We start from the raw sequence: 19,636 nt of genomic DNA, 5'->3' as shown, positions 1-19,636 counted from the left end.
CAGCCCGCTTTTTTTAATGTCGGCAGCTGGACCCTCTACTGGATCGGCGGCAGCGCTTCTGCTTGGATAATCACCGGTTCGGTCTCTGCAATCTCAATGACGCCAGACTGGAACGGATCATTCTCTGTCGGCCCGAGACGCAAATCCCACGTATTGAATTGAGGGATAATCCGGGACGGCGGCGCCGGCCGCTCTTCGATAATGGCAAAGTGCTGAGGTGCCAGCCGACCGATATTGGCCAGCAGGAAAAAGTCCGCGATTTTCGCGTCATACTGGGCCCGGACGTAGTCAACCTGGCTCAACAGCAACTCACGTTCGCCGTCCAGCACGTTGAGCAATGTGCGTTGGCCGCTTTCAAACTCGACTTGAAGACCTTTGACAGCGCGCTTGTTGGCTTCGATCGCGCGGACACCAGCTTTTGCCCGAAGGCGCGCCGCCGCGCGCTGCTTCATGGCACGAATGACGTTCTCGCGGATAATCTGTTGCGTATCATCCAGCTCATACTCTTCCTGCGCTGCGGTGTATTTGGCGCGCTTCACTGATGCAATGTTCCGACCACCGGTGAAGAACGGAGCCGTCACCCGAATGCCAAGCCGGTAGTCTTCCCGATCGCGGTCGCTGAAATCGCGCCGATATCCATTGGACCATTCGCCTTCCAAGGAAACCCGGGGCAGCATGTCGCCAACTGAGGCGCGCGCAGCATATCGTGCCGCCCGCGCGTCATTCATCGCGGCGCGAATGGACGGGTTGTTCTGGAAAGCAACTGTGATGGCATCATCAAGACCAGCAGGTTCGATGGTCTTGGGGATGCCCGGCCAACCGATTTTTCCAGGTTTTTGCCCGGTGAGGCGTTCATAGAGCGCTTCGGATGCTTCCAAATCGCCAACAGCCTGGTCCTTGTTCCCTTGAGCCTCCGCAAGGCGGGCAAGAGCCTGTTCGATGTCGGTACGCGTGGCATCGCCAGATTTGTAGCGTGCTCGTGCAGCATTCACCTCACGCTGCACAACATTTGTGTAAGACTTCAAATAAGCCAGTACGCCGCGATCACGGACCACACGCAAATAAGCATCCGCAGTGTTGAACAACAGCGTCTGTTCGGCTCCGATGAGCTGGTTGCGGCCGGATTGGGCTTCTTCATGGGCCTGATTGAGACGGTTTACACCGGCAAAACCCTGGAAGAGCGTCTGCGACATGGAGACGCCAAGCTCGTGGAAGTACTCCCGGTCACTTGACAATGTGTCCCGAGTGTTCCGGAACGAATTGTGTTCGCCGATGTAACTGCCGGTCACTGTCGGAAGGAACTCTGAACGCGCAGTCCAGACACCTTGGTTGGTCGCTTGATATCTGGACCGTTCTGCTTTCAGGCCGGGGTTTAAGGCATATGCAGCGCCCATCGCTTCTTCGAGGGACTGGGCGTATGAGGGAGCGCCTGACATCAAAACGCCGACCAAAGCAGCGCTTGCCATCAGCAATCGCGAGAGCGTTTGCCGATCGTTGCGTCTACCTTTTCCAGTTGTCGAAGATGCGTTCGAGTTTGTCATAGCAGCACCGTTTTCGTTATCTGCTACTAAGGTAAAGTTTTATAGTTAATCAAAGGTAATTGTAATCAACTGTTTATCGTTAATGCCTGTCAATAAAATAGTAGATATCATATTGTAGTAATTGTCTAGAATATTAATTTTTGAATTGTTTTTGTTAATGTTCAAATATTTTCAAGGTCTGTGGGATGAAATTCTTTATCCGGCGCGTCTTTTTTCGGTTTCTCGTGCCGACTTGATTTGGCCTGGCAACAGGTGCTTTCCGAAGAGGAAGCCTTGCACTTGCTGGCAACCCATTTCTTTCAAAAAGTTCAATTGCTTTTCAGTTTCGACGCCTTCGGCGATAACGGGTATACCAAAGCTGTGTCCTAGCAAAACAGCGGAGCGCAAGATCGCCCTGGCTTGCGGGCTGTCCTCAAGAGATTGAGTGAAAACACGGTCGACTTTCAACTTGTCGAACGGAAATGCCTGCAAGGTGTTGAGAGAGGAATAACCAGTTCCATAATCGTCCATCGCCACCCGAACTCCCATTTCGCGTAACGCAATAATGGTTTGAAGTACTCGGCTGTGGTCTTCGATAGGGGTGCTTTCGGTCAGTTCTATTTCAAGGCGATGCGGTTCCAATCCTGTTTCCATGAGCACTGTTGAGACCAGGCCACTGAAATCACTGCGGGTAAACTGCGAGGGGGATGCGTTGACGGAAACTGCGACCGGGTCTTGCCAGTCAGCAGCGGCGCGGCAGGCCTCCCGCAGCACCCAGGCACCAATATCCAGAATGATGCCCGAGCGTTCGGCAATCGGAATAAAGTCCTCTGGAGGAATTTGTCCCTTCTCCGCGTGGCGCCATCGTACGAGGGCTTCGTAGCCTACAAGTTCACCGGTTTTGGTTTGGTTCTGTTTCTGGAACAAAAGGTTCAGCTGATTGTCCAGAGTGGCGTAACGAAGGTCTGCCGCCAATGCGGCTTCCCAACGATTGTTTTCCTCCATGCCGGTGACGTAAGGTTGAATGGAATTCCCACCGATGGATTTTGCCCGTTTCGCCGCAAGGTTTGCGCGTTGGACCAGCTGTGCCAGGTTCTCACCATCCCTTGGCGATACTGCGACACCAATGCTGCACTGAATAGAGAGCCGGTAGGTTGCTGTTTGTATGGGGCGTCTGGCCATATCGCGGACCTGACGGGCTAAACTGGTTGCTTCGTCCAAGGTATTTACAGTCGGGTTTATGATGAGAAACTCGTCACCATAAAACCTTGAAATGACGATGGGGTCTGCGAATTCTTCCCGGAAAAGACTGGCCATTTGCTTCAAGACTGCGTCGCCGGTCGCGTAGCCGTGTAGCTCGTTCACTGTTTTGAACTGGTCAAGGCTGACAAGAACCACTGCGCAGATTTTTTGGTTTTGGCTAGCTTCCTTGAGCAATTGTTCTGCAATGTTCTCGACATAATGCCGGTTTGGAAGGTGGGTGAGGGGATCCTGCAAGGCCAAATGCTGGTAGGTTCTGCGGGACAAGTGTTTGTAGTGATGTTCCAGAACATCTCCAGATGCCGCGAAAACAGCACAGAGCGCGGGTAGCAAAACAGAAACAACCAGGGTCTGGGACACCGGCAACAAGTTCATTCCCGGCGGAAACCAGTATGGGACCTCAGGTGGAACCGAGGTTGGTGAGGCAAGGAGGCACACGACTGCCGGGATGGAGATAAAACAGACACCCTGGACCAGTTTGGTCTTAGCAGCTGCGTCAAGGGCCACAGGAAAAAGCGCGGCTCCGAACACGGTGCCAAGGATGATTGGCCAGATGGCTGAAAGTCCGGCTCCTGCCTGCATGCCGGCAACCTTGTAGGAAAAACCAATCATTAAAAAGGTTGTTGCGACACCTGCTCCATAAACGATGCCACTTATGACCTGCATCACCAGGTTTTTAGCCAACTGTGGGAGCCAGATGCTCACAAAAGTGCCGGTCGTTGCGATAAACAAGGCGGCCATGAGCGTCGCAAACTGAAATCCCGTCTGTGACGATGGACTAGGTGCGGCTGCGGCAAACACACCGGCAGCCCAAAGCGACGTGCCAAGCACCAAAGATGCCCAGATCAATCGAATGATCTGCGCTTTTCCGGCGCTCTTGTTTAGCCTTCCAATGAGTTGAACAGAGAAAATCGCTCCGGCGATGCAAAGCGCAAGCGAAAAAATCAAGAGAACAGAATTGTAGTTTGACGATATTACAGCTGTCGCCAAGTTCATATAGGCCCCCACGCACTCCGTGAGAGGTTAAGTTAAAAGTAATAACAAACAGTTTTTATGTAAATCTATAATATTGTCTTTTTTATCTATTGTAATAATTTCGCATATTTGTTTTTAGGCTATGAATTTTGGAGCGCCGTAGGCGCTTGTAGGCGACATCAAATTCGGTGGTCAGGCGTCCAAGAGGGGTGGCTTCCCGAAAGGTGTTCATAAAAGGCTCTCAGGGTGATCCTGATTTGAGGCAGCGTGTCTTCGAAGGCAGAATTTAGCTTTCCAAGCTGATCGCACCCCACCTGTCGTCTCGTGTATTCGTCTCTATACATTGGCAGTTTTACGAATTATTTTATGTTGAGTGTATTTCTAATTTATTATTTAATAACAATATCTTATTTCGAATATGGTGTCATATATTCCGTTGCGTAACGTGTTTAAATAAAATCTTAATGATAAAATTTACAAGCCAGAATGAATTTGGCCTCAGAACCGTCCCTCAACAAACTCGTTTGATGCAATTCTGCTGCTTCTTGTATGCCAACAAGACGGCCAGGAGCGGTAGCGTCTGTATAAAGCGGGTTTCGTGCCGTGCCACAAGAACCAGGTTCGCCCGCCAATGCTTGCTCGTGTCAAAGAGACCCGCGTTAACAACGCATATGAAAAACTTAAAACAGATATACTGAGCGGTGAACTTGCGCCCGGATTTCAGGCGCCCGAACCAGAGATAGCTGCCCGTCTTGAAATGAGCCGCACGCCAGTCCGCGAAGCGTTGATCCGTTTGGAGGCAGAAGGGTTGGTGTCGTTGATCCCGCGGCGGGGGGCGAAGGTGTTGTCCATCCAGCTTCAAGACCTGACAGAGGTGATGGAAATCCTCGCGGCGCTTGAGGGGCTGGCGGCCTCACTTCTTGCTCGACTTGAAAACAAAGCCGATGCGCTTGCAGAGTTGGAGTGTGCGTCGATGGCCGCGTTGCTTGCGCGGGAACAGAACGATCTAAATGGATGGATTGATCAAGACGACCGCTTTCACAGGATAATTGCCAGATACAGCAATGCACGTCTTGAGCGGGAAATCGGTTTGAATCTGGATCAGATTCATCGGGCGGTCCGCGTTCTCACACGAATGAACGGCGCTCCCGTTGAGGCGGATGCAGATCATCGCTCTTTAATAGAGGCTTTCTCAGGTGGTAATGAGAAAGCAGCAAGCGAAATAGCCCAGGCTCATAGATTGAGTGCCTTGCAAGCACTGATATCTGTTTTCGAACGTAGCGGCGTTTCGCAATTGTGATTTTTTCCAGCAGCTTATCGATAACTCGGTGTTTTTAGATTGAAAAGGGTTCCGGCGCGGGTCCGATCTCTACAAAACGGGCACCGCTGACTTGCGAGGAAGCCTCTAGAGTACAATTGATTTCTGTTTCTGAGGGGTGACGGTAGCCAGATGCTCTCCCGGCGTTTTGCAGCAATTTTCAATCTCACGGCTGAAACTGTCATAGCATTTTCATATGAGCGTCGAATAAGGTTCATATGAAAATGATTGATTGTTGGGAACAGCCGCTGAGCGGTTCGATCCAGATTTGTTTGTACCTGGTCGGACGAGATATGGCAGCGGCGGCAGGAATGTTGGGTGCGTCGTATGCTCGGGCAAATTGATATCACAAAACGGCAGGCAGAGATTGCTGATCTGGTTCAAAAAGCCGGATTTGCCTCAGTTGAGGAATTGGCCGAGCGGTTTGAAGTGACAACCCAGACAATTCGCCGCGATGTAAACGGACTTTGTGAACTCGGAATTCTGCGCCGGACCCACGGTGGCGTCGAGCCACCGGCGCGCGCTGCCAATATTCACTACTCCACCCGGCAAATTCTGAATCTTCCGGGTAAGCAAGATATCGCCCGCCAAGTCGCAGCTCATGTTGAAAACAATCAGTCCATTGCCTTTTCGATCGGCACGACGCCGGAAATTGTGATGCAGGCTTTGACCGGCCACGAAAATCTGGCGGTCTTTACCAACAATTTGAACGTAGCGTTCAGTGCATCAAGCAATCCGTCTTTTCAGGTCACGATTGCGGGTGGCCGGCTGCGCTACGGCGACAGGGACGTTCTTGGGTCATCTGCCCAGTCGTTTTTTGCGAACTACAAGGTGGATATCGGCATCTTTGGTGTTGCTGGGGTCGACGAAGACGGCACGCTGCTTGACTTCCATGAAGACGAGGTCGCGGCCCGTCAGGCTATTCTGGCCAATTGCCGGACTTCCTATCTTGTTCTCGACAATAGCAAGTTTGGCCGGAGTGCCCACGTTCGGGGCGGCCACTTGAGCGACGTCACAGATATTTTCACCGACAAGCCTGTGCCTCAGGCCTTTCTGGAGAGTTTGAAAGATGCACAGACCATTGTTCATCTCCCCGGATCGGCGGAGGGTGAACAATGACAGACCTGTCCAGTGCCGGTAAGCCGATCGTTCTGGAGAACATCTCCCGGGTCTGGGGGGAGACGGTGGCCGTCGATAACCTCAGCATCACAATGCCCGCGGGGTCTTTTACAGCTCTGTTGGGGCCATCCGGTTGTGGCAAATCCACGACCTTGAGGATGATCGCCGGACTGGAAAGCGTTTCGTCAGGGAGCATCAAGATTGGTGAAAGCGATGTGACCCACACACCGTCGTCCAAGCGAGACTTGTCGATGGTGTTTCAGTCCTATGCGTTGTTCCCGCACTTGTCGGTCGCAGAGAACATCATCTTTGGTTTGAAGGTACGCCGCGTTGGCCGCGCGGAACGCGATGAGCGCTTGCGGAAGGTCGCTGACCTTCTGGGCTTGTCCCAGCTTCTGGAGCGGAAACCCGGCCAGCTTTCCGGCGGTCAGCAGCAGCGGGTTGCGCTGGGCCGGGCGATTATCGGCGAGAAGCCGATCTGTTTGATGGACGAGCCGCTGTCCAATCTTGATGCTAAACTTCGCCACGAAATGCGGGTGGAAATCCGGGCGCTGCAACGGCAACTCGGTTTTACCATGGTCTATGTCACCCATGATCAGGTTGAAGCCATCACAATGGCAGACCAGGTTGTCCTGTTAAACAAGGGACAATTGGTTCAGGCCGCAGGCCCGCGGACGCTTTATGATCGGCCGGCCACACCCTTTGCAGCCCGGTTTATCGGCACGCCGCCGATGAACTTGTTCCCGGCAGCGGCCTTTCGAAAACTTGAAAATGCGCCATCGCACAAGTTGGGTGTTCGCCCGGAAGCCATGCGCCGCCAGGTGGGTGGCCCACTGGAGGCGACGATCCGTACTGTTGAATATCTTGGAGCGGACATTCTCGCCGACTGCGTTATTGCTGATACGGCGTTTCAAGTCCGGTTGGCGACCGCAGATCCGGTTACACCCGGTCAATCCATTGAACTCGGCTTTGACCCGGACGCCTTGCACGTCTTTGATGCGCAGTCCGGTGCGCGCCGGGATGATCTTGTTTCTGAAATTGGGGCGCAGTTGCGCTCCTGACAGTCTACGTGGGCCCGCGTGGAAACCCCGCCCTGTGCGGATGTTCAAACCCTAGGAAGTCATTAGCCTTAGGAAGAAAACGAATGTTGAAGTCCACTTTCCTGAAGGCCGTTGCTGCAACGGCTTTGACATTCAGCACCTGGGCGTCCGCTCAGGCTGTTGATCTTCAGTTCTATTTCCCGGTTGCTGTCGGCGGCAAAGCAGCTGACACCATTCAAGAGTTGACCGCTGAATACGTCGCTCAAAACCCGGATGTGAACATAGACGCGGTCTACGCTGGTTCCTATCAGGACACCGTTGCCAAGGCGATCACTGCTTCGCGTGGTGGCAACCCGCCGCAACTCAGCGTGATCCTGTCCGTCGACATGTACACACTGATCGACGAAGACCTCATTGTGCCGTTCGATGACTACCTCACCACCGAGGAAGACAAGAAATGGCTGGAAGGTTTCTATCCTGCGTTCATGGAAAACAGCCAGACTGGTGGCAAGACCTACGGCATTCCGTTCCAGCGCTCCACGCCGGTTCTTTACTGGAACAAGGAAGCTTTCAAGGAAGCTGGTCTTGACCCGGAAGTTGCTCCTGAGACCTGGGAAGAAATGGTCGAGTTCGGCAAGAAGCTGACCAAAAAAGATGCGTCCGGTAATGCAACGCAATGGGGTGTGCGCATCCCGTCTTCCGGATTCCCATACTGGCTGTTCCAAGGCCTCGCCATCGCGAATGGTGCAGAGCTTGTGAATGTGGAAGGCAACAAAACCAACTTCGATGATCCGAAGGTTGTTGAGGCACTGCAATACCTTGTTGATCTGAGCACCAAGCACGAAGTGATGGCTCCGGGTATCATTGAGTGGGGCGCGACACCGAAGGCTTTCTTCGAAGGTCAGACGGCAATGATGTGGACCTCCACCGGCAACCTGACCAATGTGCGTGACAATGCGCCGTTTGATTTCGGTGTTGCAATGCTGCCTGCAAAAGTGACCCGCGGCGCGCCGACAGGTGGCGGCAACTTCTATCTGTTCAAGGGTGCGTCCGATGAGCAGAACAAGGCCGCTGTCGAGTTCGTTCAGTGGATCACTGCGCCGGAACAGTCTGCAAAGTGGACCATCGCAACTGGCTACGTCGCGCCGCGCGCCGAGACCTGGGAAACCGAAGAGATGAAAGCCTACACGGCTGACTTCGCTCCGGCTCTGGTTGCCCGCGATCAGCTTGAGTTTGCCAAGGCCGAGCTGTCCACCTACCAGAACCAGCGCGTCACCGGCATCTTCAATGACGCCCTGGCAGCTGTCATCACTGGTCAGAAAGACGCTGAGGCGGCTTTGAAAGAAGCGCAGGCACAAGCTGACGAGATCCTGGCGGAATACCGCTAAGGAGGGTCCGGGAGCAGCGCACCGGACCACGGCCCAGTGCGCTGCTTCTCATTTTTGTTGACGGCTATTGAAAATCGGGCCGGGAATAGATTTCCGGGTTGTGACGCGCATGCAGACGTTGAGACTGAAACGTGACTGGATCTATGGCTGGCTCTTGTTGCTGCCCGCACTCGTGTTCCTGTTCGCATTTACGCATATTCCGGCTGTCACGACGCTCTTGAACAGCTTCTTTTCCACGCCCCGTGGCCGCCGTCCTGCGAAATTCATCGGGCTCGAAAATTACGAACGTATGCTCAATGATGCGGTCTTCTGGAAGGTGCTGTGGAACAATCTCTGGTTTGCCATCGGCACCATCCCGGTCTCCGTAGCGCTGGCTATTGTCATGGCTCTTTGGGTCAACGACAAGCTGGCTGGTCGCAGCTTCGTCCGCATGGCTTATTTTACACCGACCGTTCTGCCGCTCATTGCCGTGGCAAACATCTGGCTGTTTTTCTATACGCCCGGCTTTGGCCTGTTTGACCAGATCACCGGATTTCTGTTCGGCTGGCCGGCATCCAACTACCTCGGCAATCCGGACACCGCCCTCAATGCGATCATTGTCGTGACAGTCTGGAAAGAGGCTGGGTTCTTCATGATCTTTTATCTGGCCGCGCTTCAGGCAATTCCCGTTTCACTAAAAGAGGCGGCGCGGATTGAGGGAGCAGGGCGCTGGACGATCTTCTGGCGGATCACGTTTCCGCTGTTGATGCCGACGACCTTGTTCGTTTGCGTAAATGCAGTGATCAACTCGTTCAGGCTCGTCGATCACATCTTCATTCTGACTGACGGTGGTCCCGACAATGCCTCGGCACTGCTGCTCTTCTACATCTACGAAGTTGCCTTCCGTTTCTGGGAGACCGCCTATGGCGCGACACTCACCGTCGCCCTGTTGGTGTTGTTGTCGCTCCTTGCCATTGGCCAGTTCTTCTTCTTTGACCGCAAGGTGCATTACAGATGACCCGCGCCTCCGACATGTTTGACCGTTTTTTGAATGCCTTTGCTGCCTGGGCGCTGGCGCTTCTGTGGATCCTGCCACTCGCCTATGCGGTTTGGACTGCTATTCATCCATCGGCGTATGAAGCCAACTTCGATCTCTTTGCGCCGCTGACGACGGAGAACTTTGTAAAGGCGTGGGAGGCTGCGCCGTTTCACCGCTACTTCCTCAACACTTTCATTCTGGTGACGATGATCCTGGCGGGGCAGTTCCTCCTGTGCACCTTGGCCGCCTTCGCCTTCGCACGGTTTGAGTTCCCCGGGCGCAATGTCCTGTTTGCGTTGGTGCTCCTTCAGTTGCTGGTCATGCCGGACATTCTGATGGTGGAAAACTATCAGACCATGCGGTTGCTGAATCTGGTCGACACCATTCCCGCAATTGCGCTGCCGTACATTGCTTCCGGCTTCGGAATCTTTCTGCTGCGCCAGACCTTCATGACCATCCCGAAGGAACTGGACGAGGCGGCCCGGATTGAAGGAGCTTCGGTTCTGGGCGTCTTATGGAAAGTCTACATTCCGCTCGCAAAACCGACCTACCTCGCCTACGGACTGGTTTCCGTCAGCCACCATTGGAACAACTTTCTTTGGCCCTTGATTGTAACGAACTCGGTCGAAACGCGCCCGGTGACTGTTGGCCTCAGCGTGTTTTCCGCCATTGACAGCGGGATCGAATGGTCGGTGATCAATGCAGCGACGCTCATGACATCCGGTCCTCTTTTGATCGCGTTTCTGCTGTTTCAGCGCCAGTTCGTGCAGAGCTTCATGCGCGCCGGCATCAAGTAACAGCCGCGAGGTTGAACCAACGCCAGGTTATCGCAGTGGCGAGCAGGGCGCCGTGCTTACGTATATCACCCCTTCCGAAATTGACCTGTTTCGTGCTAATGGATTTAAGCCGCAGAATTCTGCGGTTTTTTCGTGCCTGTTTACTGCCCCGGAGGAAGGTTCGTGCCATCAAATTTTCTTGCAATCGGTGAGTGCATGGTGGAAATGGCGCCGACCGGCGGGGGGACTTTTGCAAAGGGTTTTGCCGGAGATACGCTGAACACTGCCTGGTATGTGCGAAAGTCCTTAAGCCAAGATTGGACTGTTTCCTATCTCACCGCAGTTGGCAACGATCAGATCTCCGAAGAAATGATTGCGTTTCTTGATGGGGCGGGGCTTGCAACCGATCACATCCAGAGGCTGAATGACCGCACCATCGGTCTCTATCTGATCCAGCTGAAGGAAGGCGAGCGCAGCTTTGCTTACTGGCGGTCGCAGTCTGCCGCCCGATGTCTTGCAGATGATGCTGTTGCTCTGTCGACGGCGATGGATACGGCAGGGCTGATCTATTTCAGCGGTATTACGCTCGGCATCCTTTCACCGGAAGGCCGCCAGACATTCCTATCGTCACTTGCAGCCGCACGCCAGAAAGGAGCCAGGGCCGCCTTTGATCCCAATCTTCGACCGCGTCTTTGGGAAGATGCGCAGACCATGCGGGATTGCGTTACCGAGGCCGCGGGCCTTTGCGATTTTGTGATGCCGTCCTTTGAGGACGAGGAAGCACATTTTGGTGACAAGACCCCATCCGAGAGCGCGGATCGCTATCTTGCAGCCGGTGCAAAAATGATAGTCGTCAAGAATGGCCCGCAAGAGGTGATCGTGGCGACGGAAAACGACCGTAGATCGTTCCGGCCGGACCAGGTCCGCAATGTGGTCGATACAACCGCCGCCGGCGACAGTTTCAACGCCGCCTTTCTTGCTGAATATCTCGTATCGGGTGATGTTGACGCAAGCGTCGCAGCAGGCGCTCGTCTTGCCGGAACTGTTATCCAGCATCGGGGTGCTCTTGTTGATCTTTCCAGCGGACTGGTCGCCTAGATCAGATTTGACCGTCGCCTGCTCAGCTATAGACCAAGTGATCTTGAGGCAGGTTCTCTGACCAGATCCTGAGCTCATCCAGAAACTTCAAAGCTGTCGCGCCGAACTCGGTTATTTCGTATTCGACGGAGACAGGTGCGGTTTGAAGAACTGTCCGAGTGACAAGGCCGCGCTCTTCCAGTTGTTTAAGACGTTCCGCGATCATTTTTTTGCTGGCACCTCCCAGCATTCGCGATAGGTCGTTAAAGCGGACGGGGCCGTCTTTCAGGTGCCAAAGAAGCGAGCCTGTCCATTTGCCACCGAGAATACGCATGCCGCGCTCGATTGGGCAGGGTTCCGTGCAGGCTTCCAGCACGACCCGCCGTTTGCCAACAGTCTCCAGCCGACCGGCCATTCCGTGATCCTCTCCCGATTTTTAGGTTACAAAAAGTATACTGGTTGATCTTTGTAACTTAATCGCTCATCTCAGGGCTGAAATCAAGTAGCACCGTCGTGGTCCGGCGGTACGTCAGCTCAAAGGGTCTTTGCACATGGCGCGAATTCTGATCATCAACGGGCATCAGCCCTATCCATTTGCCGAGGGGAGGCTAAACGCTGCATTGGTGGAGCGTGCCAAGGCGTTTTTTGAAGATCGCGGCGATGAGGTCCGGGTTGTTGAGACCGCAAAGAACTATGACACGGAAGTCGAGGTGGGAAACCACCAGTGGGCCGACACGATTGTCATGCAGTTCCCAGTCAACTGGATGGGTGTGCCGTGGTCTTTCAAGAAGTATCAGGATGATGTCTACACGGCCGGAATGGATGGGCGTCTTTGCGCCGGCGATGGGCGTGCTGCCGAAGCACCAAAAGAAAACTACGGCGCTGGCGGCAGTCTCATCGGCAAAACCTACATGTTGTCTGTGACATTCAACGTGCCGCGCGAGGCTTTCGATGTCTCGCAGGAATTTCTCTTTCAGGGCCGATCCGTCGATGATTTGATGGTGCCGATGCATATGAACGCACGGTTTTTCGGCCTTGAGAAACTGCCGACGTTTGCTGCCTACGATGTCATGAAAAACCCGGATATCGAAAACGATTTTGTCCGCTTCGATGCGCATCTGACCGAAATTTTCAAAGAGGACACGTCCCATGCCGCAGCCTGATATTCATCTTTACACCGCAGCGACCATGAACGGCTACAAGCCGGTGATCTTTCTCGAGGAAGCCGGTGTTCCCTACGATCTGACCTTTATTGATTTTTCCAAAAAGGAGCAGAAGGCCCCGGATTATGTGAAGCTTAATCCGAACGGGCGGATCCCGACCATTGTCGACCGCAGCAATGGCGACTTCGCCGTTTTCGAAAGCGGTGCGATCCTGTGGTATTTGGCTGAGAAATACGGCGTGTTTCTGCCTGAGGAACCCAAGGCCCGTTCAGAAACACACCAGTGGCTGATGTTCCAGATGGCTGGTGTCGGCCCGATGATGGGGCAAGCCATGTATTTCCAACGCATTGCCGCGCCGAACGGACACGAAGAACCGTTTTCCATCAAACGCTATGTGGATGAAACGCGTCGTCTTCTGGAGGTTTTGAACACGCGGCTTGAGAGCCGTGACTGGCTCGCCGGAGACGCGTATTCGATTGCCGATATCGCCACTTACCCCTGGGCGCGGGCGTACCCTTGGGCAAAGGTTTCGATAGATGGACTGGATCACCTCAAAGCCTGGTTTGACCGGATCGATGCGCGTCCAGCGGTTCAAAAGGCCCTGACGATCCCGAAGGCTCAACCGGCTTTTTGGGGCGATGCGGACGAAAGCGCGTTTTTGAAGGAAAATGCGGCGCGTTTTGCAGCTGACGTAAAGAAAGCGTAGCATTTTACAAAATTTGGTTCAGCCGCAGCAGCTTGAACTCACCGTGTTGGCGGGCGGTCCTTAGCGGCTGGCCGCCTTCCTCGCTTACCGGAGTGTCCTTTGGCCAAAGTTCTTGTTCTTTACGCTCATCCCCGGCCTGACCGGTCGGAGATCAATCAACCCCTGTTTGAAACTGCAAAAGGCGTCCAAGGGGTGACGGCGGTTGATCTTTATGCCGAATACCCCGATTTCGACATCCGTGTTGATGTGGAGCAAGAGCGGCTGCGGACCCATGACATCATCATCTTTCAACACCCGTTCTATTGGTATTCGGCGCCGTCGATCATGAAGGAGTGGCAAGATCTGGTGCTTGAGCACGGCTTCGCGTATGGCCTTCATGGCAAAGCGCTTGTCGGCAAAAGCTTTATGAATGTGACGACAGCTGGTGCCAAACCGGAAGCCTATTCAGCCGACGGTCTGAACCATTCCGATATTCGCAGTTTGCTCGCCCCGTTCGAGAAGACAGCGGACCTATGCGGCATGCGGTTTCTGGCACCTTTTATCATGTTCGGCGCCGGAAGAGCCTTGGAAGAAAACCGGCTGAATGTGCACCGCAACGCCTATGATGATCTTTTGAAGGCGATGGTCGCGGACCGGTTCGATCTCGAAAAGGCTGCGAAGGCAAAGCAGATCTCGGATGTTCTCGACGCCTTCATTCTCAAAGGGGAGGCGGTCTGATGGAACTTCTCAGTGACGCCTTTGTTTATCTCTGCGCGGCTGTGATCGCGGTGCCGATTGCGAACCGTCTGGGGCTTGGATCCGTTCTCGGCTATCTCATCGCTGGCGTGGTGATTGGTCCCGTTCTCGGGATCGTCGGGTCTGAGACGACCGAAGTGCAGCATTTCGCCGAGTTCGGCGTGGTGATGATGCTGTTTCTGGTTGGCCTTGAGCTGCAGCCTGCCATGCTTTGGAAAATGCGCAAGCAGCTTATCGGGCTGGGCGGGCTTCAGGTTCTTGGAACCACAGCCGTCTTTGCAGGTGCGGGGTTGGCATTCGGCCTTGTCTGGCAAAGCGCGGTTGCCCTGGGCATGATCCTCGCGCTGTCTTCAACTGCAATCGTCTTGCAAACCCTCAATGAAAAAGGCTGGCTGAAGACGGAAGGCGGCCAGAGTTCTTTCTCGGTTCTCCTGACCCAGGACATAGCCGTTATTCCGATGCTTGCCGTCCTGCCGCTTCTCGCGGTTGGCAACAGTGGTGGCAGCCACGGGGATTCCCACGGCGCTGGGCATGGCGGCGGGCATGGTGATGGGGCTGCGCATGGCGGCGAGGCGTTGGCGAGCCTACCCGGCTGGTTGCAGGCAGTGGTCATCCTCGCCGTGATTGCGGCCATTATTGTGGCTGGACGTCATTTGATGCGGCCCATATTCCGGTTCATCGCCGAATCGCACCTGCGGGAGATTTTCACAGCAACCGCACTGTTGTTGGTGATCGGCATCGCCCTTTTGATGGACTTTGTTGGTCTGTCGCCCGCCCTTGGGACGTTTCTTGCCGGCGTGGTCCTGTCCGATAGCGACTACCGGCACGAGCTTGAAAGTGACATTGAACCATTCAAGGGCCTGCTTTTAGGGCTGTTTTTCCTAACGGTTGGGGCCGGGATCGATTTCAACCTCTTGTTCGGCGCGCCAGTTACCATTTTTGGTTTGGCAATCGGCTTGATCGTCACCAAATTCGCTTTTCTCTTCGGATTGGGGACAATTTTCAAACTGAAAAGCGCTGACAAATGGCTCTTCGCTCTGGGTCTTGCCCAAGCGGGGGAGTTCGCCTTTGTCCTGTTTGGCTTTGCCTTGAGCGCCGGTGTTCTGGAACCTGCCCTGCTGCAGACACTAACCCTGGTTGTTGCGATTTCCATGTTGCTGACGCCAGCGCTTTTCATTCTCTATGAAAAGGTCATTGCGCCCAGAGCCGTAACCCAATTCACCAGACCGGCTGACGAAATCGATCGAAAAGGGCGCATTGTAATCGCGGGAATGGGCCGGTTTGGACAGATCGTAGGACGTCTCCTCATTACAAGTGGTTATGATGTGGTGATCCTTGATCACGATCCGCAAACAGTTGAAAATCTTGGGAAAGTGGGCCTGAAAACCTTTTATGGCGATGCGACGCGGCCGGATTTGCTGCACGGAGCTGGTTTGCAAGATGCAGACCTCTTCATTGCGGCATTAGATGACCGGGACAAGCAGACAATGGTAGTTGAGCATGTTGCGAAGACATACCCGAAAGTGCGGATCCTTGCGCGAGCACGGGACCGCCACCATGTCTACGAACTCGAACAAGCGGGGGCCCATCATGCCGAACGTGAAGTCTTTGAAGGCGCTATGACAATGGGGCGCCGCGCCCTAATCGATCTTGGCATGCACCCGTTTCGGGCACGCAGCAAAGCGAAGGACTTTTGGCATCACGATCGTGCGATGCTGGACGACCTTCGGGAAAACTATAACGACGGCGGCGTCGACAAGTCTTATATTGATGCGATGCGCGCGCACTCGCAAACTCTGTTTGAAATCATGCGGACTGATCACGGTGATGAAAAACATGAGCGCACAGAGCGGGGGTGGAACCCGCCGCCAAAGGGCGATGCCACACTTTGAATACCCCCTGTGCACAGGGCAGAAAGGACCAAGCCAATGACCGATATGACAGATCTCGACATGGAAGAACTGCTCCAGATCGACATCGTGTCTGATGTTGTATGCCCGTGGTGCATCGTCGGTTTCAAGCAACTGGAACAAGCGATCGAAAAAACCGGGGTTTCTGTTGCCATCAAGTGGCACCCGTTTGAACTCAACCCGGATATGGCCGGGGATGGTGAAAACCTGCGTGAACACATCATGCGAAAATACGGCTCGACCGCTGAGCAGTCACAGGCTGCACGCGACAGATTGACAGAGCTCGGCAAGGAGCTCGGATTTGAATTCCAGTTTTCCGATGAGAGCCGGATGGTCAATACGTTCAAGGCGCATCAGCTCATTCATTGGGCCGGCCCGCAGGGACAAGAACATCCTTTGAAAATGGCACTTTTTGAAGCTTACTTCAGGGACGGAAAAGATCTGAACGACAATGCTGTTCTGGTAAAGATTGCCGGCAGTGTTGGGCTGGATGAAACTGAGGCGCAGAAGGTCCTGGAAGATGGGCGGTACGCCGGTCCGGTGAAACAAGAAGAGAAGTTTTGGATACAAAATGGGATTCAAGGTGTTCCGGCCGTTGTGTTCGACCGGCGGCACCTGATCACCGGCGCCCAAGGCGTTGACAACTATGCAGCTATTTTGAAGCAGCTGGTCGAGGGCGAAGCAGCCTGACGTAACAAAACCTGATCATTGTTGGCACCAAGCAGCGTCAAATAGTGCAGACGTTGATCGACGTTTTGCGTCCACGAAGTTTGATGGCCTGTTGTCCGGAAAACTCGGCGAAATCGGGCTGCAGGGCTTCATCAGAGTATCCAGCCTTCCTCATCAGGTCTTCGCTGACAACGCATCTGCATCCAAGGTCTCGTGTGGCTGCCTCGAGCCGGCTTGCAACATTCACTGTGTCACCAACGACGGCAAACTCCAGCCGGCGTGACGGTCCGATATCCCCTAAGATCACTGGGCCAAAATGAACTCCAACCGAAATCTGGATCGGGTCTAGGCCAAGGTCCGCCTGTCCTTTGTTGAAGGCTTCGTTTTCTTCGAGAAGCTGGGTTGCTGCCTTGAGCGCATTTGCGGCGTCTCCTGGCTTTGTTTCAGGCGTGCCAAAGGTCGCCATCACCCCGTCGCCAAGATACTTGTCGAGCGTGCCTCCATTCTGGAATATCACCCGCTCAACCATGGCATGGTACTGCCTCAGCAAGGTCATCACCTGTTCAGGTTTGTGCCGTTCGGCGAATTCGGTAAAGCCGACGATATCCGTGAAAAGAACAGCGACGTCCTGTGTCCGGACGGCGCCGATATCGCGGTCTGATGAGGCCAGAACATCCACAAGACTTGAAGGAAAATAGCGAGACAGGTTGGCCCGTTCTGCTGCGATATCCGCTTGCCGCATGAGCAGCTGGTTTGACCGCCATCCCTTCAACGCCAGTATCGCTGCGACCATGAAAAAGACCACGATTTCCTGGATCCTGACACCGGGCTGCACGCTGTTTGGATCCAGTTCCCCCAAGATTATGGGGTTTGCTGAAAACGCTTGGGCGGCCAGCGCGCTGAGTTCTGGCACCTCGTGGCCGAACAATGAAACACGGAGCATGCCGAGCACCCAGAGAATGGCAACCCAAGTTCCGATTGCCCAGACCGTGCGCCATGAATAGGCGAGTGTGCCAACGGCCAGAATGATGAAGAAATAGATGAAATTGTCGAAGCGGTAGGTGATTGCGGTCGGTATGTCCTCGCTTACGAAGGGATTGGCTGTCGTAAAGAGTGCGGTGAGCAGAAAAAGGTCCAGGAAAATCAGCAGGAGTTCCGCTCTGGAGTATCCGACGCTCGCCAAACGAAGTTGCAACCATCCAAGTGCAATGAAAACCAAGACCCAGGCCTGATAATATAAGGCACTGAGCGTGGGGTTCAAAAAAGGGATCAGGAGAATGACCAGACCAAGCGCGACCGTTCGGGCAATGACGGCAAGGCGGTGGCCCTCCATTTTCTCCTTTTCAAGCGCCTGAGACAAAAACAGGTTGGACTGTGCTTGCTTGCGTTCTTCGTCCCGCAGCTCGCGAAGCCTAGCGAAGATACGGAATGGATTTGTAAGTTTGAGAACCGACATGTTTGCTCCGTCGCATTGCGGTAACCGGGACAGTTATCAACCATTTTTGTCCAAATAAAAAACGCCCGAATGCGTCTTTCTCATCTGCCTACCTGCCGAGACGGAAAGAGGTCCTGGAGACCCAGCAGGAGGCATTGTTCTCGGGATTGGTTCTTGACATGAATACTGATTCAGGTTTCATATATTGCAGCCGTAGGACGGACCTTCACAAACTGGCTGTGAGACTAGCGCTTGCCCCGTTTGGTGTCCGATACTGCGCAAACGGGAGGAAATTTTTATGACGATCCGCGTTTCACGCTGGGCCGCTCCGCTTGCGGCCGGGCTCGGACTACTGGCGGCCAGCACGTTTGGTGCGGCGGCCGAGGATATCAAAATCGCCCATGTTTACGGCAAGACCGGGGCTCTTGAGGCCTATGCGAAGCAGTCGCATACAGGTCTTATGATGGGCCTTGAGTACGCCACTGACGGGACCATGGAAATCGATGGCCGCAAGATCGTGGTGATCGAAAAAGACACCCAGCTGAAGCCGGATATTGCCAAGGGCGCACTAGCGGAAGCTTATGGCGATGATGAGGTGGACATCGCTGTTGGCCCGGTGTCCTCAGGTGTGGCACTTGCCATGCTGCCGGTTGCTGAAGAGTATGAGAAGATCCTGATCGTGGAACCGGCCGTTGCCGATTCCATTACTGGTGCGAACTGGAACCGCTATATCTTCCGGACTTCCCGGAACTCGTCCCAGGATGCAATTGCCAATGCGGTTGCTCTTGGTCAGGAAGGCGTCTCCATCGCAACCCTTGCACAAGACTATGCCTTCGGCCGTGACGGCGTTGCAGCGTTCAAGGAGGCCCTTGAGGGCACCGGGGCTAACCTGGTCTTTGAAGAATATGCACCGACCGATACCAAGGACTTCACCGCCAATGCGCAGCGGATCTTTGATGCGCTCAAAGACGAGCCGGGCCGCAAGTTCCTGTTTGTCATCTGGGCCGGGGGCGGCAACCCGATCTCCAAGATCAAGGCGATGGAGCCGGAGCGCTTCGGGGTTGAGATCGCAACGGGTGGCAACATCCTGGCGGCCATGAAAGCCTATAAGGAACTTCCGGGCATGGAAGGTGCGACCTATTACTACCATGAGATCCCGCAAAACCCGGTGAATGACTGGCTGGTGGCCGAGCACCAGAAGCGTTTCAACTCACCGCCGGATTTCTTCACCGCTGGAGGCATGACAGCTGGGCTTGCAATCGTCGAGGCGATCAAAAAGGCCGGGTCCACGGACACCGAAGAGCTGATTACGGCCATGGAAGGCATGGAGTTCGAAACGCCGAAGGGCAAGATGATGTTTCGCCCGGAAGACCATCAGGCGCTACAGTCTATGTACCACTTCAAGATCAAGGTGGATCCGGACGTCGAATGGGGCATTCCGGAGCTGGTCCGCGAATTGACGATCGAGGACATGAACATTCCGATCCGCAACCAGTGATCTTATTGGATCAAGGCGGGTTGCAGCCT

17 protein-coding genes and 1 pseudogene are annotated in these 19,636 nt (G+C 54.3%); 14 read left to right on the top strand and 4 right to left on the bottom strand.

Annotated features, from left to right (window positions below):
* Nucleotides 1-35: 35 nt before the first annotated feature.
* Together ACVDG4_RS16440 and ACVDG4_RS16435 are read right to left on the bottom strand one after the other, a co-directional pair.
* The gene (locus tag ACVDG4_RS16440; protein ID WP_447235871.1) at nt 36-1,541 is read right to left on the bottom strand and encodes a TolC family outer membrane protein; all 1,506 of its coding nucleotides are present in this window, start codon (nt 1,539-1,541) and stop codon (nt 36-38) included.
* Between the two features lie 195 nt (nt 1,542-1,736).
* Nucleotides 1,737-3,581: a putative bifunctional diguanylate cyclase/phosphodiesterase gene (locus tag ACVDG4_RS16435; protein WP_447235870.1), complete on the bottom strand. Its 1,845-nt coding sequence runs from the start codon at nt 3,579-3,581 to the stop codon at nt 1,737-1,739.
* Nucleotides 3,582-4,386: 805 nt separating this feature from the next.
* Between ACVDG4_RS16435 and ACVDG4_RS16430 the strand changes: the two are divergent.
* From ACVDG4_RS16430 to ACVDG4_RS16395, 8 genes and pseudogenes are all read left to right on the top strand, one after another.
* A pseudogene (locus ACVDG4_RS16430) lies at nt 4,387-4,587 on the top strand (GntR family transcriptional regulator); the annotation flags it as partial.
* Nucleotides 4,588-4,599: 12 nt separating this feature from the next.
* Nucleotides 4,600-5,055, top strand: coding sequence for an FCD domain-containing protein (locus ACVDG4_RS16425; protein WP_447235921.1), 456 nt, complete (start codon nt 4,600-4,602; stop codon nt 5,053-5,055).
* A gap of 345 nt (nt 5,056-5,400) precedes the next feature.
* The gene (locus ACVDG4_RS16420; protein WP_447235869.1) at nt 5,401-6,192 is read left to right on the top strand and encodes a DeoR/GlpR family DNA-binding transcription regulator; all 792 of its coding nucleotides are present in this window, start codon (nt 5,401-5,403) and stop codon (nt 6,190-6,192) included.
* Nucleotides 6,189-7,253, top strand: a complete 1,065-nt coding sequence (locus tag ACVDG4_RS16415) for an ABC transporter ATP-binding protein (protein WP_447235868.1) — start codon at nt 6,189-6,191, stop codon at nt 7,251-7,253. Before ACVDG4_RS16420 ends, ACVDG4_RS16415 begins: the two co-directional genes overlap by 4 nt.
* Nucleotides 7,254-7,336: 83 nt before the next feature.
* Nucleotides 7,337-8,620 (top strand): ABC transporter substrate-binding protein, encoded by a 1,284-nt coding sequence (locus ACVDG4_RS16410; RefSeq protein WP_447235867.1) that lies wholly within the window; start codon nt 7,337-7,339, stop codon nt 8,618-8,620.
* A 109-nt stretch (nt 8,621-8,729) separates the two neighbouring features.
* Nucleotides 8,730-9,617 (top strand): carbohydrate ABC transporter permease, encoded by an 888-nt coding sequence (locus ACVDG4_RS16405; protein ID WP_447235866.1) that lies wholly within the window; start codon nt 8,730-8,732, stop codon nt 9,615-9,617.
* On the top strand, nt 9,614-10,435 hold the full coding sequence (locus ACVDG4_RS16400; RefSeq protein WP_447235865.1) for a carbohydrate ABC transporter permease: 822 nt from the start codon (nt 9,614-9,616) through the stop codon (nt 10,433-10,435). The genes ACVDG4_RS16405 and ACVDG4_RS16400 overlap by 4 nt, the downstream gene beginning before the upstream one ends.
* A 162-nt stretch (nt 10,436-10,597) precedes the next feature.
* A complete protein-coding gene (locus ACVDG4_RS16395) occupies nt 10,598-11,512 on the top strand; it encodes a sugar kinase (protein WP_447235864.1) in 915 nt (304 codons plus the stop codon).
* 22 nt (nt 11,513-11,534) lie between these two features.
* On the opposite strand, the gene ACVDG4_RS16390 is transcribed toward ACVDG4_RS16395, so the two are convergent.
* Nucleotides 11,535-11,906, bottom strand: coding sequence for a winged helix-turn-helix transcriptional regulator (locus ACVDG4_RS16390; protein ID WP_133951591.1), 372 nt, complete (start codon nt 11,904-11,906; stop codon nt 11,535-11,537).
* Nucleotides 11,907-12,042: 136 nt separating this feature from the next.
* Here ACVDG4_RS16390 and ACVDG4_RS16385 point away from each other — a divergent pair, with 136 nt between their 5' ends.
* From ACVDG4_RS16385 to ACVDG4_RS16365, 5 genes are all read left to right on the top strand, one after another.
* Nucleotides 12,043-12,654, top strand: coding sequence for an NAD(P)H-dependent oxidoreductase (locus ACVDG4_RS16385; RefSeq protein ID WP_447235863.1), 612 nt, complete (start codon nt 12,043-12,045; stop codon nt 12,652-12,654).
* Nucleotides 12,641-13,360, top strand: a complete 720-nt coding sequence (locus ACVDG4_RS16380) for a glutathione S-transferase family protein (RefSeq protein WP_447235862.1) — start codon at nt 12,641-12,643, stop codon at nt 13,358-13,360. The genes ACVDG4_RS16385 and ACVDG4_RS16380 overlap by 14 nt, the downstream gene beginning before the upstream one ends.
* Before the next feature lie 99 nt (nt 13,361-13,459).
* Nucleotides 13,460-14,077, top strand: coding sequence for an NAD(P)H-dependent oxidoreductase (locus ACVDG4_RS16375; protein ID WP_447235861.1), 618 nt, complete (start codon nt 13,460-13,462; stop codon nt 14,075-14,077).
* Complete coding sequence (locus tag ACVDG4_RS16370) at nt 14,077-15,987, top strand: monovalent cation:proton antiporter-2 (CPA2) family protein (protein WP_447235860.1); 1,911 nt, start codon at nt 14,077-14,079, stop codon at nt 15,985-15,987. Before ACVDG4_RS16375 ends, ACVDG4_RS16370 begins: the two co-directional genes overlap by 1 nt.
* Nucleotides 15,988-16,023: 36 nt before the next feature.
* A complete protein-coding gene (locus ACVDG4_RS16365; protein WP_428522747.1) occupies nt 16,024-16,695 on the top strand; it encodes a DsbA family oxidoreductase in 672 nt (223 codons plus the stop codon).
* Between the two features lie 37 nt (nt 16,696-16,732).
* On the opposite strand, the gene ACVDG4_RS16360 is transcribed toward ACVDG4_RS16365, so the two are convergent.
* On the bottom strand, nt 16,733-18,130 hold the full coding sequence (locus ACVDG4_RS16360; RefSeq protein WP_447235859.1) for an adenylate/guanylate cyclase domain-containing protein: 1,398 nt from the start codon (nt 18,128-18,130) through the stop codon (nt 16,733-16,735).
* Between the two features lie 277 nt (nt 18,131-18,407).
* Between ACVDG4_RS16360 and ACVDG4_RS16355 the strand changes: the two genes are divergently transcribed.
* On the top strand, nt 18,408-19,607 hold the full coding sequence (locus ACVDG4_RS16355) for a substrate-binding domain-containing protein (protein WP_447235858.1): 1,200 nt from the start codon (nt 18,408-18,410) through the stop codon (nt 19,605-19,607).
* Nucleotides 19,608-19,636 lie beyond the last annotated feature (29 nt).

The organism is Roseibium sp. MB-4 (assembly GCF_053005265.1).
The sequence above is the reverse complement of the archived record's forward strand: the minus strand, read 5'-3'. Positions and strand labels throughout refer to the sequence as shown.

Coding starts and splice junctions, on each gene's coding strand:
- ACVDG4_RS16440 (WP_447235871.1), bottom strand. CDS start 1,541: ATGACAAACTCGAACGCATCTTCGACAACTGGAAAAGGTAGACGCAAC.
- ACVDG4_RS16420 (WP_447235869.1), top strand. CDS start 5,401: ATGCTCGGGCAAATTGATATCACAAAACGGCAGGCAGAGATTGCTGAT.
- ACVDG4_RS16415 (WP_447235868.1), top strand. CDS start 6,189: ATGACAGACCTGTCCAGTGCCGGTAAGCCGATCGTTCTGGAGAACATC.
- ACVDG4_RS16410 (WP_447235867.1), top strand. CDS start 7,337: ATGTTGAAGTCCACTTTCCTGAAGGCCGTTGCTGCAACGGCTTTGACA.
- ACVDG4_RS16405 (WP_447235866.1), top strand. CDS start 8,730: ATGCAGACGTTGAGACTGAAACGTGACTGGATCTATGGCTGGCTCTTG.
- ACVDG4_RS16400 (WP_447235865.1), top strand. CDS start 9,614: ATGACCCGCGCCTCCGACATGTTTGACCGTTTTTTGAATGCCTTTGCT.
- ACVDG4_RS16390 (WP_133951591.1), bottom strand. CDS start 11,906: ATGGCCGGTCGGCTGGAGACTGTTGGCAAACGGCGGGTCGTGCTGGAA.
- ACVDG4_RS16385 (WP_447235863.1), top strand. CDS start 12,043: ATGGCGCGAATTCTGATCATCAACGGGCATCAGCCCTATCCATTTGCC.
- ACVDG4_RS16380 (WP_447235862.1), top strand. CDS start 12,641: ATGCCGCAGCCTGATATTCATCTTTACACCGCAGCGACCATGAACGGC.
- ACVDG4_RS16370 (WP_447235860.1), top strand. CDS start 14,077: ATGGAACTTCTCAGTGACGCCTTTGTTTATCTCTGCGCGGCTGTGATC.
- ACVDG4_RS16365 (WP_428522747.1), top strand. CDS start 16,024: ATGACCGATATGACAGATCTCGACATGGAAGAACTGCTCCAGATCGAC.
- ACVDG4_RS16360 (WP_447235859.1), bottom strand. CDS start 18,130: ATGTCGGTTCTCAAACTTACAAATCCATTCCGTATCTTCGCTAGGCTT.
- ACVDG4_RS16355 (WP_447235858.1), top strand. CDS start 18,408: ATGACGATCCGCGTTTCACGCTGGGCCGCTCCGCTTGCGGCCGGGCTC.